Genomic DNA, 2,283 nt, shown 5'->3' with positions numbered 1-2,283 from the left:
ACTATAATCAATATGCCCAAGAGTTTGATGAACAGGTCAAAAATGAATTGTGCGGCACTGGAGAAAACACTCCTGTTGTAGTGACAGCAAAACTCTTTGCAGAAACCGTTCCTGATCAAGAGTCTATGAAAATATTAGACGTAGGAGCAGGAACAGGAGAGCAGGGAGAACAACTAGCTAAATATAGCTATAAAAATGTAGAATTTACTGCATTCGATCCATCTGAAGGGATGTTAAATGTAGCCAAAAAACGCAATATTTATTCAGATTTTATTCAAGGTTATTTACCAGATTCTGGGATTGTTTCTGATTTTTTTGATGCTATTATTTGTGTCGGGACTTTTATCCCAGGACACGCTCCTGCGGAATCTCTCCGTGAGCTTGTAAGGGTTACGAAAAAGGGAGGCTATATTGTTTATAGTGTTCGCAAACACTTTTATGAAGATCAAGAGAGTCACTTTCAAATAGTAGAAGAAGAACTGACAAAAGCTAAACATTGGAGAATGATAGCTAAAATAGAGGACGAATATCTACCTGCTCAAAATATCAAAGGTTATTATTTTAGTTTTCAAGTGTTAAACTAAATCGAATCAGGAGTTTTTAACTGTTGTCTATAATCTGGTATTATCTATAATAATCTCCAATTATCTATTTTATGCTACTTGGATTCACGCGCTGAGTTACGTTCCACAAATCAACAAAAAACCCTACTGGTTAAACACGCGGGTGTAGCGCGTCACACCTATAATTGGGGTTTGTGGTTAACTAAAAAGATCTTGAACTATAACCAACATCATCCAGATAGTAAAATCAAGTTTCCTATTGCTATTGACTTACATAAGCTTTTAGTAGGAATGGTTAAACCTACCCAAACAACTCACAAAATTATAACGATCGCATAGATATGCGGTTCAGCAATCCTGTTTTTTGCCTCAATAGTGGTGGTCATTTGCAGGAAGTTAGGATTAGCAATTTATTTCCCGCTCCCTTACATCATGTCTCTTTAAATAACCCCAATCAAAAATTGGTGGTGGTGCATAGTAATGGTAGAGAGAGTGTGGGGAGATAGGGAGATGGGGAGATGGGGGGATGGGAAGTATGGGAGAAATTAAAAAATATATATCTTCACCAAAACCCATGCAGGACTACCAAAAAATTTAGGGAATAGGGAGTAGGGAGTAGGGAACAAGAGGAAATTTGTTTGCTTCCCATGACAAAGCGGTGCGACCCCGCGACGACGATAGTCGCAAGGGAACGCGCACCAAGAGACGGAAAAAATATTCTCTCTCAAGAGAAGAACTTTTTTACCCTTGGCTAATTTAATGAGACTTGATATTAGACCTACCAGAGGAGGCGATCGATCCATTTTATTTTGCATACAGAAAGCTAATGCAGCTCTATACCGAATTTCTTCAGCTAAGATTTTTAATAAAAATTGCTAGATTGCTTTATAGGAAATCTCCCATAAATTTTTTCTGGTCAATTTTATAGAGTCTTAAATTTCCTAATATTATTTTGACTAGGAATTTCGATTATAAATTCAGTTCCTTTTCCTTCCTGGGAATTACAAAATATCCGACCGCCATGTTTATCTACTATAATTTGATAACTAATTGCCAAACCAATACCAGTACCTTTACCAACAGGTTTTGTCGTAAAGAAAGGGTCAAATATTTTGTTAAGCACCCCATCTTTTATACCTATACCATTATCAGAAATAGTAATAGTTATCAGATTTTTCCCTACAACTTTTGTTTGAATTTTAATTGTGGGAATTTGTTGTTCATTTGATTCAGAAAATTTGCCTTTTGCTATTGCTTCTTCCAGAGCATCAATTCCATTTACCAAAATATTCATAAATACTTGGTTTAACTGACTCACATAACAATATATTTGAGGTAAATTACCATATTCCTTAATTAAATTAATCTTTTTTCCAACTTTAGGATCGAGTCGATTATTCAATATTAGTAAAGTGCTTTCTATTCCCTCATGAATATTAACTGGCTTCATCTCTGCTTGATCAAGCCGTGAAAAGTTACGCAAAGACTTGACAATTTCATAAATGCGTTCTGTCCCTACCTCCATAGATTTTAATAGTTGAGGTAAGTCTTCGAGAATAAATTCTAAATCTATTTTTTCGCTTTCTTGTTTAATTTCTGGCGATGGATTGCAATGTTTTTGATAAAGTTTAATCAAATACATTAGTTCATTAGCATAATTATCTGCATATTTTGTATTGCCCATGAAATTAATAACCCGATTAATTTTATTTATGCCAAT

4 protein-coding genes are annotated in these 2,283 nt (G+C 35.0%); 3 read left to right on the top strand and 1 reads right to left on the bottom strand.

Going from position 1 to position 2,283, the window contains the following annotated elements; all coding sequences use genetic code 11:
- The 3 genes from F6K13_RS29220 to F6K13_RS29210 all read left to right on the top strand — a co-directional run.
- Window positions 1–584, top strand: a 584-nt coding sequence (locus F6K13_RS29220; protein WP_287289296.1) for a class I SAM-dependent methyltransferase, incomplete at its 5' end; no start/stop codon positions are given.
- Window positions 585–662: 78 nt separating this feature from the next.
- Window positions 663–902 carry a helix-turn-helix domain-containing protein gene (locus tag F6K13_RS29215; protein ID WP_205127546.1) on the top strand — a complete coding sequence of 80 codons (240 nt, stop codon included), beginning with the start codon at window positions 663–665 and terminating at the stop codon, window positions 900–902.
- A gap of 2 nt (window positions 903–904) precedes the next feature.
- Window positions 905–1,069 (top strand): hypothetical protein, encoded by a 165-nt coding sequence (locus F6K13_RS29210; protein WP_161564726.1) that lies wholly within the window; start codon window positions 905–907, stop codon window positions 1,067–1,069.
- Between the two features lie 416 nt (window positions 1,070–1,485).
- Here the strand turns inward: F6K13_RS29210 and F6K13_RS29205 are convergent.
- On the bottom strand, window positions 1,486–2,283 hold a 798-nt coding region (locus F6K13_RS29205), incomplete at its 5' end, for a sensor histidine kinase (RefSeq protein WP_287289295.1).

Source organism: Okeania sp. SIO2B9 (assembly GCF_010672505.1).
Lineage (GTDB): Bacteria > Cyanobacteriota > Cyanobacteriia > Cyanobacteriales > Microcoleaceae > Okeania > Okeania hirsuta.
The sequence above is the reverse complement of the archived record's forward strand: the minus strand, read 5'-3'. Positions and strand labels throughout refer to the sequence as shown.